This window comes from Ectothiorhodospiraceae bacterium BW-2 (genome assembly GCA_008375315.1).
In the GTDB taxonomy this organism is placed as follows: Bacteria; Pseudomonadota; Gammaproteobacteria; order Thiohalomonadales; family Thiohalomonadaceae; genus BW-2.
Map to the genome: position 1 here is coordinate 2,737,741 of CP032507.1, position 24,237 is coordinate 2,761,977.

The 24,237-nt window shown below is 53.5% G+C and carries 25 protein-coding genes and 1 pseudogene; 22 read left to right on the forward strand and 4 right to left on the reverse strand.

The features are described from left to right. The 15 genes from D5085_13150 to D5085_13220 all read left to right on the forward strand — a co-directional run bounded on the left by D5085_13150 (position 1) and on the right by D5085_13220 (position 14,911). Positions 1 to 981 (forward strand): LemA family protein, encoded by a 981-nt coding sequence (locus D5085_13150; protein ID QEP43982.1) that lies wholly within the window; start codon positions 1 to 3, stop codon positions 979 to 981. A gap of 2 nt (positions 982 to 983) precedes the next feature. Then, positions 984 to 1,244 carry a DNA-binding protein gene (locus tag D5085_13155; protein QEP43983.1) on the forward strand — a complete coding sequence of 87 codons (261 nt, stop codon included), beginning with the start codon at positions 984 to 986 and terminating at the stop codon, positions 1,242 to 1,244. Next, on the forward strand, positions 1,241 to 2,161 hold the full coding sequence (mamB, locus tag D5085_13160) for a magnetosome biogenesis CDF transporter MamB (protein QEP43984.1): 921 nt from the start codon (positions 1,241 to 1,243) through the stop codon (positions 2,159 to 2,161). Before D5085_13155 ends, mamB begins: the two co-directional genes overlap by 4 nt. 3 nt (positions 2,162 to 2,164) lie before the next feature. Next, positions 2,165 to 2,749 carry a hypothetical protein gene (locus D5085_13165; GenBank protein QEP43985.1) on the forward strand — a complete coding sequence of 195 codons (585 nt, stop codon included), beginning with the start codon at positions 2,165 to 2,167 and terminating at the stop codon, positions 2,747 to 2,749. 39 nt (positions 2,750 to 2,788) lie between these two features. Continuing rightward, positions 2,789 to 3,253, forward strand: coding sequence for a hypothetical protein (locus tag D5085_13170; protein ID QEP43986.1), 465 nt, complete (start codon positions 2,789 to 2,791; stop codon positions 3,251 to 3,253). 1,025 nt (positions 3,254 to 4,278) lie between these two features. Then, positions 4,279 to 5,565, forward strand: a complete 1,287-nt coding sequence (locus D5085_13175; GenBank protein QEP43987.1) for a hypothetical protein — start codon at positions 4,279 to 4,281, stop codon at positions 5,563 to 5,565. Between the two features lie 128 nt (positions 5,566 to 5,693). Further along, positions 5,694 to 5,984 (forward strand): hypothetical protein, encoded by a 291-nt coding sequence (locus tag D5085_13180; protein ID QEP45160.1) that lies wholly within the window; start codon positions 5,694 to 5,696, stop codon positions 5,982 to 5,984. A 118-nt stretch (positions 5,985 to 6,102) separates the two neighbouring features. Beyond that, complete coding sequence (locus tag D5085_13185) at positions 6,103 to 7,398, forward strand: MFS transporter (protein ID QEP43988.1); 1,296 nt, start codon at positions 6,103 to 6,105, stop codon at positions 7,396 to 7,398. A gap of 19 nt (positions 7,399 to 7,417) precedes the next feature. Further along, positions 7,418 to 7,696, forward strand: coding sequence for a hypothetical protein (locus D5085_13190; protein QEP43989.1), 279 nt, complete (start codon positions 7,418 to 7,420; stop codon positions 7,694 to 7,696). Positions 7,697 to 7,702: 6 nt separating this feature from the next. Continuing rightward, positions 7,703 to 10,246, forward strand: coding sequence for a PDZ domain-containing protein (locus tag D5085_13195; protein ID QEP43990.1), 2,544 nt, complete (start codon positions 7,703 to 7,705; stop codon positions 10,244 to 10,246). A 142-nt stretch (positions 10,247 to 10,388) separates the two neighbouring features. After that, positions 10,389 to 11,909: a hypothetical protein gene (locus D5085_13200; GenBank protein ID QEP43991.1), complete on the forward strand. Its 1,521-nt coding sequence runs from the start codon at positions 10,389 to 10,391 to the stop codon at positions 11,907 to 11,909. Next, a complete protein-coding gene (locus D5085_13205; protein QEP43992.1) occupies positions 11,896 to 12,927 on the forward strand; it encodes a hypothetical protein in 1,032 nt (343 codons plus the stop codon). Before D5085_13200 ends, D5085_13205 begins: the two co-directional genes overlap by 14 nt. 26 nt (positions 12,928 to 12,953) lie before the next feature. Further along, a complete protein-coding gene (locus D5085_13210) occupies positions 12,954 to 13,466 on the forward strand; it encodes a PDZ domain-containing protein (GenBank protein QEP43993.1) in 513 nt (170 codons plus the stop codon). A 26-nt stretch (positions 13,467 to 13,492) separates the two neighbouring features. Then, a complete protein-coding gene (locus D5085_13215; protein ID QEP43994.1) occupies positions 13,493 to 13,831 on the forward strand; it encodes a hypothetical protein in 339 nt (112 codons plus the stop codon). Between the two features lie 57 nt (positions 13,832 to 13,888). Continuing rightward, on the forward strand, positions 13,889 to 14,911 hold the full coding sequence (locus D5085_13220; GenBank protein QEP43995.1) for a hypothetical protein: 1,023 nt from the start codon (positions 13,889 to 13,891) through the stop codon (positions 14,909 to 14,911). A gap of 212 nt (positions 14,912 to 15,123) precedes the next feature. On the opposite strand, the pseudogene D5085_13225 reads toward D5085_13220, so the two are convergent. Then, positions 15,124 to 15,282, reverse strand: a pseudogene (locus D5085_13225) (YqaE/Pmp3 family membrane protein). 108 nt (positions 15,283 to 15,390) lie between these two features. After that, positions 15,391 to 15,546, reverse strand: a complete 156-nt coding sequence (locus D5085_13230; protein QEP43996.1) for a rubredoxin — start codon at positions 15,544 to 15,546, stop codon at positions 15,391 to 15,393. A 141-nt stretch (positions 15,547 to 15,687) separates the two neighbouring features. Here D5085_13230 and D5085_13235 point away from each other — a divergent pair, with 141 nt between their 5' ends. From D5085_13235 to D5085_13245, 3 genes are read left to right on the forward strand one after another with little or no spacing between them, the layout of a single operon-like run. Next, the gene (locus D5085_13235; protein QEP43997.1) at positions 15,688 to 16,317 is read left to right on the forward strand and encodes an IS607 family transposase; all 630 of its coding nucleotides are present in this window, start codon (positions 15,688 to 15,690) and stop codon (positions 16,315 to 16,317) included. After that, positions 16,314 to 17,714, forward strand: a complete 1,401-nt coding sequence (locus D5085_13240; GenBank protein ID QEP43998.1) for a transposase — start codon at positions 16,314 to 16,316, stop codon at positions 17,712 to 17,714. The genes D5085_13235 and D5085_13240 overlap by 4 nt, the downstream gene beginning before the upstream one ends. Positions 17,715 to 17,732: 18 nt before the next feature. Beyond that, a complete protein-coding gene (locus D5085_13245; GenBank protein QEP43999.1) occupies positions 17,733 to 18,617 on the forward strand; it encodes an HDOD domain-containing protein in 885 nt (294 codons plus the stop codon). Between the two features lie 21 nt (positions 18,618 to 18,638). On the opposite strand, the gene D5085_13250 is transcribed toward D5085_13245, so the two are convergent. Then, positions 18,639 to 19,592 carry a hypothetical protein gene (locus D5085_13250; GenBank protein ID QEP44000.1) on the reverse strand — a complete coding sequence of 318 codons (954 nt, stop codon included), beginning with the start codon at positions 19,590 to 19,592 and terminating at the stop codon, positions 18,639 to 18,641. 27 nt (positions 19,593 to 19,619) lie between these two features. Beyond that, positions 19,620 to 20,051 (reverse strand): RDD family protein, encoded by a 432-nt coding sequence (locus D5085_13255; GenBank protein QEP45161.1) that lies wholly within the window; start codon positions 20,049 to 20,051, stop codon positions 19,620 to 19,622. A gap of 211 nt (positions 20,052 to 20,262) precedes the next feature. Here D5085_13255 and D5085_13260 point away from each other — a divergent pair, with 211 nt between their 5' ends. The 4 genes from D5085_13260 (at position 20,263) to D5085_13275 (ending at position 24,172) form a co-directional block, all read left to right on the forward strand. After that, positions 20,263 to 20,985: an RNA polymerase sigma factor FliA gene (locus D5085_13260; protein QEP45162.1), complete on the forward strand. Its 723-nt coding sequence runs from the start codon at positions 20,263 to 20,265 to the stop codon at positions 20,983 to 20,985. Between the two features lie 5 nt (positions 20,986 to 20,990). After that, a complete protein-coding gene (locus D5085_13265) occupies positions 20,991 to 21,656 on the forward strand; it encodes a hypothetical protein (protein QEP44001.1) in 666 nt (221 codons plus the stop codon). Positions 21,657 to 21,746: 90 nt separating this feature from the next. Continuing rightward, positions 21,747 to 22,625, forward strand: coding sequence for a 4-hydroxybenzoate octaprenyltransferase (locus D5085_13270; protein ID QEP45163.1), 879 nt, complete (start codon positions 21,747 to 21,749; stop codon positions 22,623 to 22,625). Beyond that, a complete protein-coding gene (locus tag D5085_13275) occupies positions 22,622 to 24,172 on the forward strand; it encodes a hydantoinase B/oxoprolinase family protein (protein QEP44002.1) in 1,551 nt (516 codons plus the stop codon). The genes D5085_13270 and D5085_13275 overlap by 4 nt, the downstream gene beginning before the upstream one ends. Positions 24,173 to 24,237: the final 65 nt, after the last annotated feature.

The following is a 24,237-nucleotide window of genomic DNA, read 5'->3' on the forward strand; positions in this document are numbered from 1 at the left end:
ATGGCTGACTATGCCCCGAATCCTAACGAGCGGATAAGAGTGTCGCAACAGCGGTTGCGAGAGCTCTACCACGAGGAGGTTAATCGTCGTTTCCATGTGCCGAAGATGCCGGCGGTACGGACGATTATGGTGGTTTCGTTTTTGATGCTGCTCTTTTTAACCGCCACCTTCCTCTTTAAATATAACAGCTTTGTTACCATGCAGGAGGAGGTCTATGCCAAGTATGGCCACCTGCAAGGGGCGTTTCAGCGCCGCAGTAACCTGTTTGAGAATCTACTTAAGCTGACATTGAATCACGCCGCCTTAGAACATGCGGTCTTCTCCCATGTGGCGGATGTGCGCAAACAGATTATCAAAAAGTTACAGCTCCCCCCTGAGGTAGAGCAGTCGCTACAGCAGACATTGGTTTATAGCGACAATCCCCAGTTAACCGATATTGGTGATGCCCTCTCTGCGATGGAGAGTGGCGGATTAGAGGCGAGTATTGGTCGTCTGCTCGGGTTAGTGGAGAACTACCCCGATATTAAGTCGTCTGAAACTTATGCTCACATGATGTCTTCACTGGTGGAGATTGAGGATCGTATTGCTGATCGGCGGATGATCTATCAGGAGACGATTTTGATGTTTAATCGTGAAATCTCCCGTTTTCCTTGGTATATGTTGGCTAAATTGACCGAATTTGAGCGGTTTGACTACTTTCATGCTGAAGAGGGGGCTGATCGGCGTCCTGAGATCCACTCTGACCACTTTGAGATGCTACTACCAGTCGTGTCGAGTCATGGTGCCCATACCGGATCATCCAAAGAGGATAGAGCAGAGAGTAAGAGGCTACAAACCCTGATTCAGGCACCTCAAATGGATGAGCCCGAAGAGGCGCTAGCGGGCGCGATACCTCCCGACACCCGCGTCGAACCGAAGCCGCGAGGAGGAGACGAAGAGGGAGCGGTCGTGATCCAGATAGAAGATAACAGGGGAGAGTAGCGTTGTTCTGGACAGTTATCACCCGTATTGGCACACTATTTAGCTTTATCTATACCGTTAAACAGGTCAGTGATGAGCATCAGGATCGTCGGCAGATTGTAAAGCCGGAGAGAGTGTATGATACCAGAGAGGTCGCCCGAATTTTGGGCATAGAGCGCCAAGAGGTGATCAGCCTGCTGGAGTCGGGTCAAATTAAGGGGCGTCTGATTGGGCGCAATTTCCGTATTCCCGGTTACAACATATTGGAATATTTGAAAAAATGAAATTTGAACATTGCAGACAATGCCGTGATGAAGTGGTCTGGTGGGCCTTTTTCGTCAATATCGCCCAGATGATCTACAAAGGTTTACTGGGGGTAATGACAGGCAGTGCCGCTCTAATTGCCGATGCGATGCACTCTGGGGCTGATGTGGTTGCTAGTAGCGTAACGATGATGAGCCTGAAAATCTCCAATCGCCCAGCGGATGATCAACACCCCTACGGCTATGGCAATATTCAATTTATCTCCTCCTCTATCGTGGGAATTATTCTGATTTTAGGGGCGATCTATCTCATCTATGAGTCATTTATGGCGATTATGTTAGGTGACATCAGCTCCCCTAATGCTGCGGCCGTATTAGGCGCGGGGTTGTCGGCATTAACGAATGAGCTGATGTATCGCTATCAGAGCTGTGTCGGCAAGGAGAACAACAGTCCGGCGATTATTGCTAATGCTTGGGATAATCGCTCCGATGCGCTCTCCTCTGTGGCCGTGCTGGTGGGCATTGTGATTGCGGTGATGGGCTTTCCCATTGCCGATAACCTTGCCGCGATTGCGGTCGGTTTTATGGTTATTCGTATTGGGGTTGAGCTTAATACCGATGCCATTAATGGCTTGATGGACTCTTCAATGGAGATTGATGATCTGAAGCTAGTCTATGACGGTGTGAGTGAGATTGAGGGGGTGGAGGGGATCGCCTACCTGCGTGGCCGCAATATTGGTGAGGAGCTCTATGTTGAAATCAATATCAAAATTGATCGAAAATTGAGTGTTAAAGAGGCCGACCAGATTGGTGACTGGGTGGAGGAGAAGATTCGTTACGAGCTTGTCCATGTCAAAGATGTCTTGGTGCTCTACACACCCGTGGAGTTGGTTGGTCGCCGTAGCGACAAACCGTTGATTCCTTCACACGGGGGTTAAGCTATGCAGTCTAAGTTGGGAGTCGAACACGCTATTTTTGTGGTCGGGGTGCTGTTTTTTGTAGTGATTAGCGTGATAGCCCTAATCCCTGAATCGTTCCCATCGCCCCCCCCAGAGAGAGAGATAACGGCGACAACGGCTAACGAACAGCCTGCCAGTGCGATCGCTCCTGCCGCTACCAATGTGAACCGTTTTCTCTCGCCACAACAGTCGCAGGTGGTGCCAGCGCCGCAGCCACAGGGGTGGGCAGCTGCTCAACTACAGCCGACTCAGGCTGTTCAGGCTCAACCATACCATGGACGCATTCAGCAGCTACTTAATATGGGGCAGAATGGCTGGGGACAGCAGCATATTATGGTAAGTGATGGACTCAATGGCCAGATTGAGATATCGCTCGCACCGCAGTGGTACCTTCAGTTTCAGGGGTGTACTCTGGCAGAGGGGTTGATGGTTGAGGGCGAGGCGTTTAATTTCGATACCACGGGTGCGACTAATCTGCTCTATGCTAAAAATATTATCGTCAACGGAGTGCGTTGTCGGCTACGAACAGTCGATGGCCTAGCGTTATGGACTGATCAAATTGGCTAGATGGAGCTAAGTCGTCACAGATGGCAACAACGGGCGGGCGTGGTGCTCGTACTGCTGTTGATTGTTGGCTTTGTCGCCTTTTGGCAGATGGTGCTCACAGAGCAGCCGGAACGAGCACTGCATACCATATTTATGGGGCGTCTTCCTAAACCGACTGAGCCGGGGTTAATTGAAGGGGCTGGCGATTTGGTGATGCCCCAAGATCAGTTTCAACCGATGACAATTACCCACATTCCCAATATCACGATGCAGGAGCGGCTGCCTCACCCCTATGTTGGCCCCTGCATTAATTGCCATCTTATTACAGGGGGAGCAGAGCCAGGCTCCCAGTTTAAGACCCCCTACGGAGCTGTGATGGAGAGTTTAAGTAAAAATCTAATGAAGATGGGGCCACCGATTAAACCGGTCTCCAAACGCCCTCACCCCCCTGCGGGGCGCTGCATCAAATGCCACGATATCGTCGTCATGGTACCGGTCAAGAAGAGCCCCTTTATCTGGCAATAGCCAACTCTATTTTTTGTGTACGCCCGGCATGGGCATGAGCTAATGAGGTGAAAGTCCTCTGTAGGAAGGTCACCGTTATTCACTGAGGAGTGAAAAGACGATAACTACTAGCGAAAGGCAAGGGCTAATCCGCGAGGAGAGGTCTGAAGGAAGCCGGCCGCAAAACTGCGAGCTGATGAACAAGAACATCATCTGAGGCGTATTCTGGAGGCGAGATGGCACAAGACATCGAAGCCGTGTGATCTAACGGACAGCGTAAATGATGCAGCAGTGCAGAGAAAGTTCATGTTCTTATCCGGGGAGGTCTGCTTAACAAGCGATCGTGAAAAGACCTGTTGAGGTTCAGGTTTATCAATCTCGGCCCCTTTGAATCCATCGACGAAGGGAGAGCAAATAGATGGAAAGCGATAGCGCCTCATGGGGCAACCGATGAGGAGATTAAGCAGAAGTCAGCAGAGGCCATAGTAGCCAAACGCCTGCTGTAATGGGCAGGACAAGGTGAAGGGCTGAACATTTAGATAAAGGAGGAGCCATGAGCGACTTGAACGAACAAACGCCGACCGGCGGTGATGCGACTCAGCGTGGCGAAATGAAGCCAGCCTTTAGCTATAACCCGGATGGGTTAAGCTTCATCATGCTAAATGAACCGCCCTGTGCGGAGCCGCACGCAGGGTGGTGTGGGGAGGGCTGAAGAGATGTCAGCCCTTACCCGATCGCCTCGCCACGCCTTAACTCTCCCATGTTTGACGGGAAGGGGGATGGCGTGCGGGCTAAAAAATGCTTGTCAATGGGTGTTGCGGTCGCTATCATACTTGGGTGTAACGCTTTAAATGATTGTAATTACGAAACAAATTTTTTTACGAATGTAAATTGGTTGCATTTGATTGGCTTGTTCACTTTTTCGTTGTCTCCCCTTTCGAGCCACTCTCTGCTGGGGGGTAGGGGCAAAATTGTAAGATGAACAAGTCCTATTTAAGTAGTAAGGTTTTTAAGTTAGATGTTTTACCAAATGTGGGGGTAGATCTATGTTGGCAGGACAACAGAACGGTGCGGCAACCAATGCGATGTTGGGTAATTTGAATCGCCCCGAAATTGAGGCCGAGGCGATGCGTAATGCCGCGGGTGCCAAAATGGGGGCAGGCAATGCGGCAGGCGCTAAGGCGGGGGCGGCAGGAGGAGCTAAAGCGGGTGCCATGGGAGGCGCGATGCCGATGCCTGAGATGGAGATGGAGGCGGCTCGTAATGCTGCGGGTGCCAAAATGGGGGCAGGCGCTAAGGCGGGCACAGCCGGTGGAGCAAAAGGGGGAGCGATGGCCAAGGCGGCTGCCGCTAAAACGGCCGGTGCCACCGGAGTGAAGGGTGCCGCCGCCGCACCGGGTGGGGCGATGGCTGCCAAAGGGGGCGCGATGAGCAAAGGGGCGATGATTGCCAAGGGGGCAACGGTGAGCCCCATGGCGATGATCGATCCCTCTGCTGTGATAGGTAAGGGAGCGACTGTCTCGGCTGGTGCCACGGTGGGTGAAAGTGCCATCGTGGGTGAGGGCGCGACTGTCGGTAAGGGGGCCTCCATCGGTAAAGGGGTGACCTTGGGTGCCGATGCAACGGTTCGAGGGGGAGCCACTGTTTCTAAGGGGGCGGTTATTGGTCAAGATGCCACTATCGGAAAAATGGCGACTGTCTCCAAAGGGGCCGTTGTCGGCCAAGATGCAACAGTGATGAAGGGTGCCACTGTCGCTAAAGGGGCAGTGGTTAAGGATGGCGCAACCGTGATGGCCCAAAAAGGGGCCGCGACAGGCGCTATGAAAGGGGGAGCCGCTACAGGAGCTAAGGCGGGAGGGGTAGCTAAAGCCACCGTCGGAGCCAAAGCGGGTGCGGGTGGGGCGGCCAAGGCGGCTGCTGGAGCCAAAATGGCGACAGGTGCTAAAGGGGGCGCGGCTTGTATGGGCGGGGCAACTAAAGCGATGGGAGCCAAGGCCGCTATGGGAGGCGCAACTAAAATGGGGGGAGCCAAAATGGTCACCGCCGCAGCCACGATGTCAACAACGCCTAAGATGATGACAGTTGCCATGGCTAGCAACGGTAGCTCTGCTGTCGCTAATGGTACCGCTACCGCTTCCACAGCGGGTTGGAGTAGTAAAGGGCTTGGGCTAGGGCTAGGGATGGGTGTTTGGGGATTCGCTCTACTAGGGGGAGTCTCGGCACTGGCGGTCTATGGCTATGTGCGTAGCCGTAAAACCGAAGCGGAGCAGAGTTCGAAAGAGCAGGAGCACGCCTTTCAAGTCGAAGAGGCGCTCGATAGCGGCCTAGCCTAGCTCTCTGAGGAGAGCTAGGTGGTAGCCATCGATTAAGGCTTAACAGATTAAAGTTCAATAATAGTTTGAACCAATACAGGAGAAGATAAGTTATGGCCGTTGAGGTTGTTGTTCACACAGATCGCAGCATGCACTCCAGAATTATGTCGCTATTTAGCTACTTGGGGGTACTGGTGTTTGTGCCTCTGGTCTCAAATCGTAGCGATGAGTATGTCAATTTTCACGCGCGTCAAGGGCTGGTGATTTGGATCATCGGGATTGTGGCGATCTTTATGCTCTATATCCCCGGTCTGGGAAAGTTGGCCTTTGGCTTTTTGGCGTTGATGGTGATGATCTACTCCCTAATGGGAATTGTTTCGGTGATGCTGTTTCGTGCGTGGCGGTTACCGATTGTCTATAGGCTCTCAACTATGTTATAACTTGGCTTGGGCCGATAGGTCGGCCCGACTGGTTGTCTGCCCTAGTGTCTGGAGCTGCCCTCTGTTCGGGCAGCTCTTTTGTTGTCTGTAGCTACTTACTGTCCTTCGTTAACTGTTTATGAGTGTTGAAGATCACCATCGAAATGCCCTCTACCTGATTGCAGCTTTGTGCATGATCTTTATGACCATGATTTTGGCGCTGCAGCCTATCTATCTGCGCAGCGTGCTCAATATTCCGCTCGAAGATGCTGGCGCCATTAATGCTAATGTTCAGGTGCTGACCGAAATAATGGATCTGCTCGTTATCGGCTATCTAGGTTACCTCTCCGATATCTATGGCCGTACTAAAGTGGTCTTCTATGGTTTTATTTTGGCCGGCATTGCAGCACTCATTATCCCCTTTAGCCTTGAGGTGGGAGCCGTTATGGGGGTGAGTGGGTTAGCTATCTTCTACTTGATGCGGGTCTTTATGTCGCTCGGTACAACAGCGGTCTGGCCACAGTTAGCCGCTGCGGGGGGTGACTTCTCGACCCCACATAATCGGGCAAAGTTGATGGCAAATATGGCCTTTATGATGGCCTTTGGTGCAACACTGGTCTATGGTATTTTGATGCAACTCCCTAAGTATGCCGGCCTAACTGTCAGTATGCTGTTAATTCCTCTGGTCGCCTTTGTGGGGGCTTGGCTCTCACGCAAGATTTTGGTTGATGTCGCGACCCGCTATGAGGAGGAGGAGATTCCGTGGCGTAAGGTGTGGCAGTTGGTGAAGCGGGATCGGCGTCTTAGACTTACCTTTATGTCGGCGTTTGCTTCGCGCAACGATATGGTGCTTGTCGGCCTCTTTTTAATGCTCTGGTTTGTCTATTTCGCCGATGTGGTCGGTATGTCACACGAGGAGGCCGCCGCTAGGGGCGGGATGACGGTGGCGCTGATTGGCTTGGTGATTCTGCTCTCAATACCGTTTTGGGGGTGGTTTATTCAGCGTTATGGTCGGATTCCGGCGTTGGCGCTGGGGCTCTTCTTCTCTAGTAGCGGTTTTATGGCGATGTTTTTTGTGGTTAATCCCTATGACTGGGGGATATTTATTCCCGCTGTGCTGTTGGCGATTGGCCAAGCCGGTACCCTGTTAGCTCCTCAGGTTTTAACTGTCGATCTCTCCCCCTCCTCAATGAGAGGTACCGTGCTAGGGGCCTTCAATACCGTCGGGGGGATTGGGATCATCTTTTTTGTCCAAATCGGCGGCTTTCTGTTTGATCTCTTTGGCCCTTATGCACCGTTTGTCTTTACCGGCGTTGGAAATTTACTTATCATGCTCTACGCTATTACGCTGTTAAAGAGTGAACGAGAACCGGTGGAGACCGACTTGGATGCGCTGGTAGTTGATGATTCGCTCGATATGACTCAATCTAAATGATGACTCACAGGATACTGATATGCCGAATATAATCGTTGGACTACTGGCACTCTCCATGGGACTATGGGGGATGGCGGTATGGTGGTACTCGGTAGAGGAGTTTTTGCGTGGAGCGGTGCCGCTGCTCTTAATCCTGTTCGGATTGGTCGCGCTCATGGCGGGGGTGAGTCGGGTGAAGCGTTTCGATGATTCGGCGATTCGGAGGGAGCAGCAGCTGGATGACATCGATTTGATGCAACGCTCCTCCGCGAGAGAGGAGACGAACGATAGCTCTAAGATCGAAGGAGAGGATAGGTAGGGCACCATGATTGAACTGATGAATGAGAGCCGCAATGAGATCGACGAGGGGTTGAAGTGCGGCAAAGATAATCGCAAATATCTCTATATCATGGCTGCGCTGGCGATTATGATCTTGTCGGCGACCTACATCTACGAGTTTCACTACCTACCGGCCCGTCAAGCGGCGGCTCAGGGGATAACCCCGGTCAATGGATTGATGAACGCACCGGCAAATGGAGCCAATATCGCTGCCATGGCTCAACCTAGCACTGCTAATCAGATGCCTTTTATGGCGCAAAATGGCGTAGGTAACAGTTGGCCGCAAGGGGCCAATGTTGCAGCTCAACCCGGTACACCGCCGGTGATTGCGGCTAATGCCGTCCCTCCAGCCTCGCATCGACAAGATGGCCGAGCACAGATGGTCTGTAGTAGCTGCCATCTAGTACAGGGGGGCGGTACTCAAGGCCAAGGTAATAATGTAGCGGCCGTGATGCAGCCGATTGATCAAAATCGTCCAGCTAACCCTAATCCACAAGGGAATATGGCGCTGCAACAGCCGCAGCTCCCCCCTACTCAGCCCATGATGCCGCAGGGTGTGCAGCAAGGCAACCGGGTAGAAATTGAGGGACAGATTCCGTTTGCTCAAATCGTGCGTCGGGTGCGGCCGGGGATAGTCAACATTAACTCTGTGCGCACCCATAGCCCCTCTCAGGTGCAGCAGGATGGCGGAACGGCCCGTTTTGCTAACCCCTTTAGTGGTACTAGCGTCGAGAGCGTCGGCTCTGGGGTGATGGTTAGTATTGATGGCTTTATTGTGACTAACTACCATGTCATCAAAGATAGCGCCGGTATTGCAGTTACCGTGTTTAGTGATACTGGGACTCAGCGCTATAGTGCCGAGATTGTTAAGATTGATGAGCGGCGAGATATGGCGCTGTTAAAGATCCGTCCCGATACTTTAATGAAACCGATTCCGCTTGGGGATAGTTCACGAGTCGATATTGCCGATTCGGTATTGGCTATTGGAAGCCCATACGGCCTAGACCAGACGGTGAGTCGGGGTATTATCTCCGGTCTGCGCAAATCGGTGATGATCGAGAATGTGACCCATGAACAGCTACTTCAGACCGACGCGGCGATTAACCAAGGTAACTCGGGTGGTGCGTTGATCAATCGCGATGGTGAATTGATTGGGATCAATACCGCTATCTATACACCTAATGGTGCCTTCTCTGGAATCGGCTTTGCTATTCCAGTCAATAAGGTTAAAGAGTTTATTGCTGAGCATGTGCCGCCAGAGATGCAGGCAAGGGGAGGAGGGCGGCAACAACAGCAGGTAGTCGCTTGGCAGGGCGGCGGTGCAACCTTAGGACAGACGATTGCCGCTGTGGCCGCGCCACCGATTAGAGCCAATGCCACACCACCGGGAAGCCATAGTGATGGTCGTAACCAGATGGCCTGTACCACTTGCCATCAGATCGTCGGTGGGGCGAATCCGCCACAGGCTAATGGTGTTGCTTGGCCAGGTGCCATGGGGGGGGCGATGGGACAAAATGTAGCGGCTCAACAGGGGCCACCGATTACGGCTGATGCCCCGATTCCGGGGAACCACCGCCGCGATGGTCGCGATAAGGTCGATTGCGCCGTTTGTCACCAAATTAATGGCACCGGTCGCTGGAAGCCGGTCGCCTGGCCAGGTGCCATGGGGGGGGCGATGGGACAAAATGTAGCGGCTCAACAGGGGCCACCGATTACGGCTGATGCCCCGATTCCGGGGAACCACCGCCGCGATGGTCGCGATAAGGTCGATTGCGCTGTTTGTCACCAAATTAATGGCACCGGTCGCTGGAAGCCGGCCGCCTTTACTCAGGCACAGGGGGGAGCGGTACCGTTTCCCCTACCGATGGTGGTAGCGAATACGGTTGCGGCCCAAATCTACTTTGACGGAGCGGTATTGGAGCCCCTAACCCCCGTTATTATTCAACGAATTAATGCCCAAGTAGAGGATGGTGCCTTTGTGACGACGGTCTATCCCGATACCGCTGCCGCTAGAGCAGGTCTCCATGCCGGGGATATCATCTTTAAACTGAATGGCCGCTGGGTACTCAGTCCGGACGAGTTGATGGCCAGTACCGCGACCTATCAGGTGGGAGATAATCTCCGCCTAGGGGTCTATAGCGGAGGACAGCGGCGCAATCTCTACTTGGTCTATTCGGGGCAGCTACAGCAGCCTAGTCGCGGTGCAACAGCGACTTTAGCGCAGCAGCAGACGGGTGCTGGTAACGAGATGCGTTGGCTCGGTATGGAGTTAAAACCGGTGACTGATGCGCTAATTGTGAAAAATCCGCAGCTCATGGGTAAGCAGGGGGCATGGATCAGTGATGTGGATCGTAACTCGGTTGCTGAAGCGAATGGATTGCAAAAAGGTGATCTGCTGAAACGGATTAATGGTCAACCCGTCACCGATATGGCGACATTAGAGTCGGCGATTAACGGAGCTGATATATCGCAAGGAGTCCTGCTGCTGCTCGAACGCAACGGCCGCAACCTCTATTTGACACTACAGTAGGTAGAGCGGCGTGAATCGCGAACCCCGTTCTGAGAGAAGACATCGCCGTAAATCGACTCAAATAGGCCAACGAGTCTATCAACCAAAGCAACGGTCGAACACAGAAGCGCCAAAATATAGCACGATACCTGACGAGAAGAGAATGGAGACTGAACAGAGAGTGAGCGAGATTGAAGCACCCACTGAGAGGGCCATCAATCCGATGTTGAAGGGGATTCAAGCGAAAGAGCGGCAGGAGAGAGAGCTGCGAGAGCGTAAACGGCAGCTACCCCAGCGCAGTAATCTAGTTCCTGACTGGCAAAAACCGATTGCCGATGCAGCTCGTACCCTGTTAAAGCGTGCCGTTGCCGAGCCCCCTAAGATTGCGACGAGCAGTCGTAGTGCTGTCAGACAACAGCAGCTGCATAGTGCGATGTTAGTTAACCGTCGTCTCGAAGCGGTCACCCAAGCAACACCTGCGACGGTGAAACGGGAGCGTACTCCAGAGTCCGGTAACCCGTTTCGGTATCGCAAAGAGGGCGAATCGCAACAGCAGCAGAGTCGCCCACAGCAGCGCCGTCTTGAAGCGCAGGCGCTTTTTCTGCAGCGTCGTACTGTGGGGGAGGGGGACGGGAGCGAGAGACCCGAAGCTCATCCCGACAGCGAGCTTGATAGAGAGAGTTATCCTGTGCCTCAAAAGGGTGCGGAGGGTATCGACGCTGCTTTGGTGGCAACGGACGAATTATCTGCACCCGTCGCTGTTGCTGATGAGTTACCGTTGCTAAATGAAGAGGTGTCTATTGAGGAGGTGTGTATTGAAGAGCTCTCCTCTGATACCGCTGCGGTTTTAAAACCGGTAGAGGTTGATCCTGCGGCGATTGAGGCAGAACACGCTGAGCGAATGGCTTGGATGAGCCGCTATGCTGCGTTGGTTAAACAGCAGCAAGATGAGAATAAGCAGCAACAAAAAGGGGCTGAACAGGAGGAAAAGAGCGAGTTACCAGTGCAAGAGGGACAAGAGATAGTGGAGAAGAGAGAGTCAACAGAGAGTCCGCCCGAGGATCCCATAGAGGAGGAGAGTCTCTTGCTAGTTAATCAACCGCCGCACGAGGAGATCGAGCAAGAGCCAGAAGAGCCCGAAGAGCCGACGGAAGAGTATCACGAACCACAGCCTGAATATCGGGAGTTAACTCCTGACATTGAGCTGCTCTGTGATCATCTGCAGCAGTTCTATGGGCGGATCGAACGGTCTAGGGCTGAAAGTGGCATTGAAGTAGATAGAGGCGCTGAAACTGAGACTGAGCCTGAGATCGAGGGTGAGTTGGTAGAAGAGATCGAGATGACTGCTGATCAAGTTGAGAGGGAGGTAGAGATGGAGATGGAGAGTGACATAGACGATGAGGCTTTTAGTGATGCACTAGATAAGGTCGATTCGTTGCGACTCACCTCAATAGCAGAGCCTGAAGTCGAGAGTCAAGAGGTCAGGGTGACCTGCCAACCGATTGCGGTAGAGTCGGTCGGTAGTGGTATGTTGCAAATCGTCGGAAGTGTGGTAGCACCCTTTGCCGCAGCGAGCCACTATGCCGTCATGGGTGTGCGCTATTCGGTACAAGATAGCGCTGGGTTTGTTAAAAAGGCCGGTGGCCTGTTAAAAAAACGGAAGCAGACAAGTGCAACAGAGTGATCTTCTGATAGGTATCGATTTAGGTACCGCCAAAACTTCGTTAGTGACTAATCGCCAACACCAGGTGAGTTTTAGTTCCGTGGTAGGTTATCCGCGTGATCTAATTGGGGTACGACTGTTAGGTGAGTCACATATTGTCGGTAGCGATGCGCTAGGCAAGAGCTATCTTGACCTAGTCTATCCTCTGGAGAATGGACTACTCAAAGAGGGGGGAGAACGAGAGCGCGATGCGGCTCGACGCCTCTTTGTCCATATCGTTGAGCAGGCCGACATCAAAGAGGGGGAGCGGCTCTGTGCGGTGATAGGAGTCCCGGCGGGGGCTAGTAAGGTCAATCGGCGCATGGTGCTCGATCTTGCACGCGAACACTTCGATATTTCGTTAGTTATGTCGCAGCCGTTTCTCTCAGCGTATGCGATCGAAAAGCTGACAAATGCCATTGTGATCGATTTTGGAGCTGGAACGATAGATCTTTGTGCGATGAAGGGTCATGTACCGCGCTCGGGTGATCAGGTGAGTCTAATTCGGGCCGGCAACGAGATCGATGCAATCTTTGCCGAAAGCGTGGCGGTTCGCTATCCCCAAACTCAGATGAGTCAGTCGATGGCGCGTCAGATCAAGGAGCGGTTCAGCTTTGTTAAGCGGACTAATAGTGAACGGGTGATGGTTACTTTACGAGAGGAGGGACGACCGGTCGAGGTTGATGTGACCGATGAGTTGCGTCAGGCGTGTGAGTCGTTACTACCAGAGCTTCTGGAGCAGACCGAAAAGCTCATTGCCACTTTTAGCCCTGATGATCAGGCCGAAGCGGTAGCTAATGTTATCCTAACCGGTGGCGGGAGTCGGATCAGAGGGCTGGCCGATGCGATAGCCGATGGACTACAAGCCTATGGGGAGGTGGGGGTCACGACTATGGATGATGTGCTCTTTAATGGCTGTTTGGGGGCGCTTAAACTGGCTAGCGAACTTCCGCCCGACTATTGGGAGCAGATGGGCGAAGTGGCGTTGCGTTCTAACTAACCCCGCTCTCTAGGTGAGACTCTGCCGTGAATAAAACGGATACCCTTCCTGCCTGTGGGCGTAGCAACCGTCGCTATCTCTATATGATGGGGGTCGCGGCAGCGCTAATTTTGGCCTCTACCTATGTTTATGAATTTAAATATCTCCCCTATCAGGCTGACAAAACGGTGCTGGCGATCAACGATACCCGTTCCCCGTCTGTTCTCACCCCGAGCTCCCGACCGGTTGCGCTAGGAGTGGCTAGGGGAGGAGCAGAGCCATCGCCACAAGCGCCAGTTTATGTTGCTGGTGCTAAGTTGGTGCCGAACGATAACGGCGTTTTTGTCAGTGGAGTAGCGGCCAATTCCGTTGCCGCAGAGGCAGATATTCAAGCAGGCGATCTTATCTTTAAAGTTAACGGGCAAAGGGTCAACCATCCGCAACAGTTGTTACGCTTAGCTAGTGAGGGGGCGTTTGTCGGCGGGGATTCGGTTCGGGTTAGTCTCTATCGTCAGGGACGGCGTCTCAATCGCTACCTGCCGCTCGACCCCTTTCGTTAACTCTGCAACCGCGTGGTGATTTAGGTATGAGCGTGCTAGCAGAGCCTCTGTTACAGCAGCGATTTCTAGTCGCAGAAGAGAGTGATGCGCACAGTATGGCGGCGCAAATTATTCAGGGGGCGCTGATTACAGATAGCAGAGCTGAGATGGCTCCGTTTTGGCTAAATGAGCTGCCGACCGTTTCCATCGCGCTCGATAGTGGTTTGACACCGGGGAGTCTTTCGGTGGTGGTCGCCGTGGGGAGTGGGGCGAGTGCTATAACGAAGCAGCAAGAGCAGACGCTAGCGTCTAAGCGAGAAACGGTGGGCTGGTTAGAGGAGCTGCAGCAAGAGATGCAGGAGCTGATTCGAAGAGAATCGATTTGACTTGGTATAGCGTTTAACGCAACAGTAATTCGACTAAAACCGATATGAGGGAGAGATATGGAACAGCGTGATCTGTTTATTGGCATCGATCTGGGTACTTCCAGAAGTGCCATCATTACCAATCGTGGCACTCGGGCTAATTTTGTCTCTGCGGTGGGTTATCCGCGAGATCTGATTGGGGTACGCCTCCTAGGCGATAGCTTTGTCGTTGGCGATGAGGCGTGCGGTAAGAGCTATCTGGATGTGACCTATCCGCTTGAAGATGGTGTTTTTAAAGAGAGTGCGGATCGGGAGAGCGATGCGGCGCGTAAACTGATTGCCCACACAGTACAGATGGCTGATCCGAAAGAGGGGGAGCGAATTTGCGGCATTATCGGTGTGCCGGCCAATGCGAGTAATGTCAATAAAGAGATGGTGCTGCGCTTTGCGCGTGAGGTGATGGATGTGGCGCTGGTAGTCTCAGAGCCGTTTTTGGTCGCCTACGGGGTTGAGAAATTGGTGAATAGTATTGTGATCGATATCGGTGCTGGTACGACCGATATTTGTGCTCTAAAAGGGCAGCTACCGCAGCGGGATGATCAAGATAGTATGATTAAAGCGGGTGACTATATCGATAAACTGCTGATGGAGTCGATTCAGCGCCGCTATCCCGAAGTACAAGTGACCAAATATCTGGTGCGCCAACTCAAGGAGCGCTACGCCTTTGTCGGGGTGCCGGCCGAAAAGGTGGTGGTGACGCTGCGTCAAAACGGCAAGCCGGTCGAGGTCGATATTACCGAAGATATTCGTCTTGCCTGTGAGTCTATTATCTCGGAAGTGGTCGAACGGACTGCTAAATTGATAGCCTCGTTTGATCCCTCCTATCAAGAGCTGGCGGTGGCCAATATTATCCTTGCTGGGGGTGGGTCGCGCATTAGCGGTCTGTCACAGATGATTGGTGACGGTTTAGCCGAATTTGGTCGGGTCGGTATCAGTTTGGTGGATGATGTTATCTATGCCGGCTGTGAGGGGGCGATTAAACTCGCCTCGGAGCTTCCGCCGGAGTATTGGGAGCAGGTGGGAGAGACTAGCATCGGCTAGTTATGACAGCCATTGATAGCCTAATCGTTAGCCATTAACCAGAGTTGACAGGCGGCGCGACTCTGTCGCGCCCACTCTGGAAGCATCTCCTGCTTCTCCTCCGCGACTGCCTCGGCATAGCTGAGCATCACTTCAGGCGGGGCGCGGTGGTCGTGACTGACTCGGTGGAGGGCAATCTCAAGTGCCTGCTGCAGATCATCCGATGGGGTATCGCGGTGGCGGGAGAGAGCGTAGAGCGACCAAGCCATGGCGGGAAACCAACCAATTAGGGTAGTTTGTAGCAATAAACAGGCGACAGCAGAGAGAGGACGACCGAGCGTATAGAGCTGTAGCCAAGGGAGTAAGATAGCCAGAGCGATGCGCGTCGGCAGCGATAGCTTGACAAAGGTGAGTTGGTGAAGCTCGCGGCTCGGATTAAAGAGCCGCTTTAAATTGAAGCCTTTGATATCACTCTCGTCAAAAGGCTGAGACAGCGTACTCTACTCCACTTCGAAATCGTGTTTGCTAGCACCGCAGTCGGGACAGACGAAATCATCGGGAATATCTTCCCACGCTGTGCCGGGGGCGATACCGTGTTCTAGGTCGCCTTTTTCTTGATCATAGACATAGTTACAGAGCAGGCATTTGTGTCGCATGAAGTTAGGTCTCCTTTTAAAACCGTAGATGAGTCCCTAAGATAGGATGGCCGGAGGGGGATTTCAAGAGGGTTAAAAATAGAGCAGGGAGCAATTAACAGTTGCTTGATTTATACTCGAATATGTCTATAATTACGTGTTATGAGCAGTAGATACAGCATAGGTGAGTTTGCTAAGCGCATTGGGCGGTCAGTGCAAACCGTGCGGCGTTGGGAAAGAGAGGGGAAGTTGCAGTCCAAGCGCCTGCCATCGGGGCATCGGTATTTCGATGAGTCCGATGTTCGCCTGATGCTGGGCGGGGCGCCTAAGAGGCGAGATGTGGTGGTGTATTGCCGAGTCTCCAGTGCGGGACAAAAAGACGATCTTGCCTCCCAGGTCAAAGCGATGGAAACCTACTGTCTGGGCGCAGGGATTGCGGTCGATGAGTGGGTGCAAGAAATCGGCGGCGGGATGAACTTCAAGCGCAAGCGCTTTCTCGCTCTGGTCGATCGGATTCATCGTGGGGAAGTGCGCCTACTGCTGATTGCCCACAAGGATCGGTTGATGCGCTTTGGCTTCGATTTGTTGGCGCATATCGCAGCAGAAAATGGCTGTGAGATAGTCGTTGTGAACCAGGAGTCTCTCTCCCCTGAGCAAGAGATGGTTGAGGATTTACTGGCGATTGTGCATACCTTCAGTTGCCGACTGTATCGGATGCGCAAGTACAAGCAGCAGATCAAGGAGGATTTTCCCGATAGTCCCATTCAGTTACCAAAGGATGTGTGCGAATGAAGGTCACGCGAGTTTTGAACGCAAAACGCCCGAACAAGGGCAAAGTCGCCGCATTGCGCGAGCAGGCGCGTCGGCTTGGCCAAGTGCGTACCGAGGTCTGGCAGAGGTTTGGGTCGGTCGGTGGCGTGGGTCTCTCGGATCGCAAGATTCGCGATGGCTGGCTGAAGGAAGGTCGCGCCTTTCCGGTTTCCGCCAACGCTTGGAAAGAGACCCTACGCGATGCGAAGGGCAACATCACCGCCTGCATGGAAGCGGCCAAGGTTAAGGTTCGCCAATCTGTCTTTCGTCACACCCGGGACGAAGCCGAGCAAAAACGCCTGTTCACTGCCCTCAAGCGCAACGAATGGACGGGCGATTCTTATCTGCGCCGGCTCATGCGTAAGCACTGGCATCATGGCCATAACCATACCCATAACCAGATTATTGTCCGTTCAGATAATTACACTACCTTCCTCCTGGGTGGGTGCGTCTGGATCAAGATCCCCGGCCTTGTTAAAGGTCAGCGTATCGCCATTTTGCTCAATACCACGATCACGCCAACTGGCACTCTGCGCGTCATTATCAAAGACGATGACCGTATTGAGGTTCACACCACCGTTAATGTCGAAACCAAACAGGATTGCGGCAAGCGCACCCTCGGCATTGATAAAGGCTACTCCGAAGTGCTTGTGGATTCAGACGGCGATCACCACGGCCAGGAGCTCGGTCAAGTACTGACCGAACAATCCGATAAGCTAAAAGCCAAATATCAGCGCCGATCAAAACTGCGAGCGCTCGCCAACACGACCCGTAACCCGCATAAACGCGAGCACATTCGTCGCTTTAACCTTGGGCGCAAAAAGCTAAACCGGCAGATGGACAAAACCCATGCAAGCATCCGTGATGTGGTGTTTCAGTCGGTTCATAAGGTTGTTGATAAAGCCGCCGTGATTGCGGCGGAAGACCTCACCGCCCCGATGTCGGGCAAGTCCTTCGGCAAGAACGTCAATCGTCGGCTGGCAAGCTGGACGAAAGGCGTCATTGCCGAAGCACTTGATAGTGTTTCAAGCCGCAGAGGTTCTGCGGTCGTTCTGGTCAATCCTGCCTACACATCGCAAATTGATTCCCGCAACGGATGCCTACTCGGCAAACGCCAGGGGGATCGGTTTTACTGTTTCGACGGGGTTGTGTTGCAGGCAGACCAGAACGCTGCGCGAAACGTGCTGGCACGGTTGTCCGATCTTGACATCGATCGGTTCATGCCGTACCGACAGGTGAAGACGATCTTGCAAGCACGGACTGAGCGCCTCCGGTTGGGACTGCTCAACCAGGACTCCAGTTGCTCGCCCGTACGGGTGTTATCAACGGAGAGCGAATTACCGAAAAACTGCCATGAGCAACTTTGCTTAGGTTTTTAGGAACAGTAAAACATTGACATGAGTTCCAATACCACACATTCGACTGCAAGTGAGCTGGCCAAAGCCTTCATTGCCGAACTACTCGCCGAACTAAAAAAAGGGACGCTCATTCTGCCCACTCTGCCCGATGTGGTGGTGCGAATCCGTCAGGCGATTAATAATCCTGAGATTGCACTAAAGGAGATTGTTCAGGTTATCGGCAGCGATCCGGCGATTAGCGCGCGGCTAGTTCTGATTGCAAACAGCTCACTAATGCGAGGCTCGAAGCGGGTGGAGACGGTTGAACGGGCGGTTAATCGTCTAGGGCTGAAGATGGTGCGCGATGTGGTGACCGCTATCGTGATTGAGCAGCTATTTGAGCCGAAACACCCCGCGACCGCTAGGCGGTTGCGGGCGGTCTGGGAGCACAGTACGGCGGTTGCGGCGATCTCCTATATGGTGGCGAGTCGCTACACTCCCCACCTCTCAGCTGAAGAGGCGCTGCTCGCCGGCCTGATTCACGATATCGGTACGCTGCCAATTTTAACCCATGCCGAACAGCACCCACAGCTATTAAAAGACGAGCGAATCCTTGAGGCTGTGATTCGTAAATATCACACCTATTTAGGGCGGGTGATTTTGACCGCATGGGATTTCCCCGAACGGATTACGATCGCTGTGGCTGAGCACGAAATACTCGACCGCGAGAGTCGTGAAGGGCGACGAGCCGATCTGACCGATGTGGTGATTGTGGCCAATCTACAGAGCTATATCGGTACGGCTCATCCGCTAATGCAGCAGAACTGGAGCGGTGTCACTGCGTTTGGTCGTACCGGCATCGATCCTAATAGCAACCTACTTGATACCGCCGATCTAAACGAGGTCGTTGACGAAGCTAAAAGTCTGTTGCGCCACCGCGAGTGATTGCCGCCATCTACCCCATCCCTACCAACCGATAGCATAGCCGTAGCGGTCGAGAAGATAGTGACTGTTGACACTGTCGAGTCGGCCAAAGGTCAGATCGGGCTGTACATTGGTCACAATAAAGTCGGCGACCGCTCTATATTCGTAGAGCGAATTGCCCTTAGGATCAACATCGACCTCAATCCCATGAATTAGCGAGAAGCGATCTCCGGGTTTTAAACCACTCCGCATTCCTAGTTTTAGCACCACGCTGTTTTGATCCTGCACAATGAGGTGCGCCATAAGGGGGAGGCAGCTAGAGATAATTTGGGTCTGCTCTAGGTGGCTAGCGAGTAGCAGATCGCTCCCTTGTCCGGTTAAGGTACGATAGAAGCCGTGCTCTAACAGAGGAAAAACGGTATTGGCCTCGGTATCACTGATTTCAACGCCATTGATAAAGCTCTGTAGCAGCAGACCGGAGAAGCCATCATAGATATCGTATCGAACCGAGAGGTGGCGGTTATGCTCCCTAAATAGCCCCTTCGCCGGCTTAAGGCGAGTATCGAGCACCTCTCCCCCGACCACTAACTGGGCGTTAAACTCCCGCGCTAGAGACTGAATCTGCTGTCGGTTATCGACATCATCGACCCCATTAGGGGCCAAATTGCGTGGAGTTAGCCGCAAATGGAGCGCATCACGCACTAAAAACTGGCCAGTTTCGAGCAGCCGCTCCTTGAGTGCTCGACCGAAATGGAGCTGGTAGTCGGGCAGATCGGCAGAGCCGTGTTGTGGCTCCATACTAAAACCGGTCACCACAACGGCTTTCGGTAGCCTCGCTGAGCCCTTCTCTAGTCCGCGACAATCCTGTAGCGCCTTAATGGGGGGGATTAACTCAAGCTGAATCGCCTCTGCACCGTAGGTGGTGACGACCGTTGACGCGCAGCCGCTAAGGAGCAGCAGCGATAGCAGTAACAAGAGAGTCAGGGAACGGGGCATGGCGATGAACTCCAGTTTGCTCAAGATTTACTCAAAGAGCCTAATTAGGCGGGTTTTAGAGAGGATATCGTGCCAACTCCGCTGTTCGCGATCAACCCCTATCCACAAGAAACCGAGACCGAGCAGCGACCAGCTAACCAAGGCGGCGATAAATCGCATCGCGGCCATACTCCAGCTAAGCGGCTCACCATTGAGATTAACCACCTTAACCCGCCACGCCTTCATGCCCAGAGTCTGTCCGCCGTGGGTCCAAAACCCGCCGAGAAAGAGAAACGCCACCAGCAGTGTATAGAGAAAAAGCAGCGGATGGCCGGAGCCGGTTAGTTCAGGGCCAAGCAGCAGCAGTAGCAGCCAGTGGGCGATAAAGATCACCCCGAACAGCAGTAGGGAGTCGTAGAGCAGAATCGCCAGCAGCCGCCATAAACCACAGGTTGAGGGGGCGAAGGGGGGAGGGCTCATAGCAAAAGAGCGTGCGGTAATGGGGTAAGCTGAAACGGTCTCAAGGCGCTCTCCTGGCAAAAAATAGAGGTGGGTAGGCCTCTTGCAACGGCTCTCTACCCAAGATGGGGGCGATTATAGCCAATATTCGCGCTTTTGGGGTGCTACAGGGGCAATTTTATGGCAAAATCTGCCCCACTTCGAACAACCCGAAATGGATACGACACCTGCCATGTACGATGCCAAAGGCCTTCAACAACTTAACCGTGACCAACTGGTCAACCAGCATGCGCCACTGGTAAAAAAGATAGCCTACCACCTTATCGGTCGCCTGCCAGCTAGCGTTCAGGTCGATGATCTGATTCAGGCTGGCATGATGGGGCTACTCGACGCTGCGGTGCAGTACGATCAGTCGCAGGGGGCACAGTTTGAGACCTACGCCACTATTCGAGTGCGCGGGTCGATGCTAGATGAGTTGCGTCGCAACGACTGGGTACCCAAATCGGTGCATCGCAAGTCGCGGGAGTTGACCGAGGCGATTAACCGAGTCGAAGGGAGGCTCGGGCGAGACGCCTCAGATCGTGAAGTGGCGGCGGAGATGGGGCTGGCGCTGGAGGAATACCATAAGATTCTACAAGACCATACCAACTGCCGCATGACCAGTCTTGAGACTTTGACTGTCGATGAGGAGGGGGACGATCCGCTTGAGCGCCACGCCAGTAGTGACTTAACCCCCAGCGAACACCTAATAGATTTTCAGTTTCAGGAGGGGTTGGTCGATGCCATTGAACATCTGCCGGAGCGGGAGAAGCTCATTATGTCGCTCTACTACGAGCAGGACCTTAACCTCAAGGAGATTGGACTGATTCTGGAGGTGAGTGAGTCTCGAATCAGCCAGTTAATGAGTCAGGCCCATGGTAGGCTGCGTTCACGACTACGGGATCATATCCATTAGATCTTATGAATCTTGATGCCAATCTTTTCTCTATGGCAGTGGCGATAGGCGGCTATCTGCTCTATGGGGCGGTGCTACTAGCTTCGCTGTTCACAGCCCCTTGGCATAAGGTGCGTTCGCTGGAAAATCTCAATATTTTACTGCTCAGTACTGCGCTGCTCTCAGTGGTGTGGCAGTTAAAAATTGGGCTCCATCCCAGTCTCGGCTTTCATCTGTTAGGGGCGACCCTCTTTACGCTGATGTTCGGCTGGCAGTTTGCGTTAATGGCGCTAACGCTCATTTTGCTAGTGACCTTTGGGGTGAGCGATATGCTCTGGCCGGCTCTGGGCTGGAGTGGGCTGATTTCGGTCATTATCCCTATTCTGTTTAGCTATACGCTGCTAAAGGTCGCGCAGTCGCATCTGCCGCACAACTTTTTCATCTATGTGTTGTTAAACGGCTTTTTGTGTGGCGGCCTCTCGCTGCTGTTAGCGGTAGGTTCGACAGCTAGCCTGCTGCTCCTTACTGAGAGTTATAGCTGGGAGTTTCTCTCGACCAAATATCTCCCCTTTCTGCCGATGATGATGCTGGTTGAGGGGTTTTTCTCTGGGATGTTAATTACCAGTTTGGTCATTTTCCGCCCCGAATGGGTGAGTACTTTCGATGATAGACGCTATCTTTACGGTAAGTAGATAGTGTTCATTGAGCTCGCTATCTTGGTGGTTATTGTGGCGCTGGTGGTGTGGGCGATTCGTCCCCCGAGAAGATAGCTCTCTGTGTCGATCGTCGCCTCTCGCCTCTGGCTCTATGCACGGTTACTGCGACTTGATAAGCCGATTGGGATTCTATTGCTGTTATGGCCCACTATTTGGGCGCTACTCTTTGCCGCTGAAGGGAGCCCTTCACTCTCACTTTTACTGATCTTCACGGTGGGAGTGGTGTTGATGCGTTCAGCGGGGTGCGCGATGAACGACTTTGCCGATCGCCATATCGATGGCTCGGTAGAGCGGACGGTAGCTAGGCCGTTAGCTACCGGAGAGTTGCAACCTTTGGAGGCCGTGGCGCTCTTTATCGGCTTAAGTCTGGCGGCTTTTGCCTTGGTGTGGCAGTTAAATCAGCTAACTATCTGGCTCTCACTACCCGCGGTGCTGTTAGCTGGGCTCTACCCCTTTACCAAACGCTTTACCTATATGCCGCAGGCGGTGTTAGGGGTGGCGTTTGCTATGGCGGTGCCGATGGCGTTTGCAGCGACCCTAAATAGCGTTCCGCTAGCGGCGTGGTGGCTCTTTGCCGCTGTGGTTGCATGGGCTATCGCCTACGATACGATGTATGCGATGGCGGATCGACCAGATGATCTTAAAATTGGGGTCAAATCGAGCGCGATTCTGTTTGGTCGTTATGATCGGCTGTTAGTCGGGCTGTTTCAGGTGCTAGTTTGGGGACTGTTAACGCTCTCTGGTGCTCTGTTTGGGGCCACGCCGCTCTATTTTATGGCGTTAATGCTACTGTCACTCAGCTTGTTTGGCTACCAACAGTGGTTGATTCGGCAGCGTGAGCGAGCGGCCTGTCTGCGTGCTTTTTTGAATAACCACTACTACGGTTTGGGGGTTACGCTGGTGATTGTGGCCGACTACTCTCTAGGCCATCGCTGGTTAATATGAATCCGATAGAGCTTGGCCTCTTCTCTGGCCGTATTAATGCCATTTGTGCCGAAATGGGGGCCGTGTTGCAGCGTAGTGCCCTCTCCCCCAACATTCGTGATCGACTCGACTTCTCGTGTGCGCTGTTTGATGCAACCGGAGAGCTGCTGGGGCAAGCGGCCCATATTCCAGTTCACTTAGGGAGTATGGCCTATGCGATGCGAGATCTAGTTAGCCGCTGTGACTGGGAGATGGGGAGCATGGTGGTGCTGAACGATCCGTTTCAGGGGGGGACTCACCTGCCCGATGTGACGCTGATTGCGCCGCTCTTTATAGACCATCAATTAATCGCCTTTGTGGTCAATCGGGCACACCACGCCCATATCGGTGCCGTCACTCCCGGCTCGATGCCGCTCTCGACCACGCTGGAGGAGGAGGGGGTGTTACTCTCACCGCAGCGGCTGTTGCGAAACGGTGCTATCGATGAGCCGCTGTTTGAGTCGCTGATGGCCAAACTAGGTCACAATCAGCAGTCACGCGGCGATTTTCAGGCACAAGTGAGTGCCAATCGTATCGGCTTGCAGCGGCTGCAGCAGCGGGTCACACAGATGGGTTTGGCGGCCTTTGATGAGGCTGGGGTAGCCTTAAACCGCTATGGTGAACGGTTAGCGCGTCAGACGATAGCGGCAATGGCCGATGGCTGTTACCGCTTTAGCGATCAGCTCGATAGTGATGGGGTAGGCGATCAACCGCTGCGGCTACAGGTGGCGGTCACGATTGCCGGTGAACAGATGGAGGTCGATTTTAACGGGAGTGCGCCCGAGTGTCGCGGTAACTTAAATGCTCCGCTCTCAGTCGCGGCTGCCGGCGTTTACTATCTATTTCGCTGTCTCATGGCCACAGATACCCCCGCTTGTGGGGGGATTTTTCGTCCGGTGGCTATTAAAGCCCCCGCAGGATCACTACTCAATGCCAACGCACCGGCGGCGGTGGCGGCAGGTAATGTGGAGACGAGTACCCGAGTGGTCGATCTAGTGGCTGGGGCGCTGGCGCAGGTGGTGCCGGATAAGATGGCCGCTGCTAGCCATGGTAGTATGAATAATGTCGCGATGGGGAGTCGTCATCCTAGCTACCCCCCCTGGGACTACTACGAGACCCTTGGGGGGGGGATGGGGGCAGGTGCCACTGGAGGGGGGGTATCGGGGCGGCATACCCACATGACTAACACCCTCAACACCCCGATTGAAGTGGTCGAACAGAACTACCCGCTGCGGGTGAGTGAGTATCGACTGCGGCGCCACTCTGGCGGGGAGGGGGTTCGTCGTGGGGGGGACGGGGTGGTGCGCAGCTACACCTTTTTGCAACCGGCTGAGGTGACGCTACTGACCGAACGACGCCACTCCTCACCTTGGGGGTTACAGGGGGGAGGAGAGGGGTGTCGGGGAGAGAACGCGCTAAATGGTGAACTGCTACCAGATAAGTGCCAGTTAACGGTGCAGGCGGGGGATAAGTTGACCATTGCTACCCCCGGGGGTGGGGGGTGGGGCGTTTGTGACGCAAAAACTTAACCTATTTGCCATCATCTTGCCATAAAGTTGAGTTACCCTGCGGCCATGCGTGATATGCGGTTTTT